Raw genomic sequence first — 231 nt, 5'->3', positions numbered from 1 at the left:
GGCGTTCGGACTGCGCGGGCGCAGCGCCGAGCAGCGGGTCGCGCTGGACCTCCTGCTGGACCCGGAGGTCGGCATCGTCTCGATGGGCGGCCGGGCCGGGACGGGGAAGTCCGCGCTGGCGCTCTGCGCCGGGCTGGAGGCCGTGCTGGAGCGGCAGCAGCACCGGAAGGTGATGGTCTTCCGGCCGCTCTACGCGGTCGGCGGCCAGGAGCTCGGCTACCTGCCGGGCAG

General features: G+C 75.8%; 1 protein-coding gene. It reads left to right on the top strand.

The window, feature by feature from the left end; all coding sequences use genetic code 11:
- The coding region (locus PUR56_RS00010; protein WP_329947312.1) for a PhoH family protein at positions 1-231 on the top strand (231 nt) is incomplete at both ends.

Source organism: Streptomyces sp. BE303 (genome assembly GCF_036290945.1).
Taxonomy (GTDB): Bacteria; Actinomycetota; Actinomycetes; order Streptomycetales; family Streptomycetaceae; genus Kitasatospora.
This window is presented reverse-complemented; position numbering and strand designations above follow the sequence as displayed.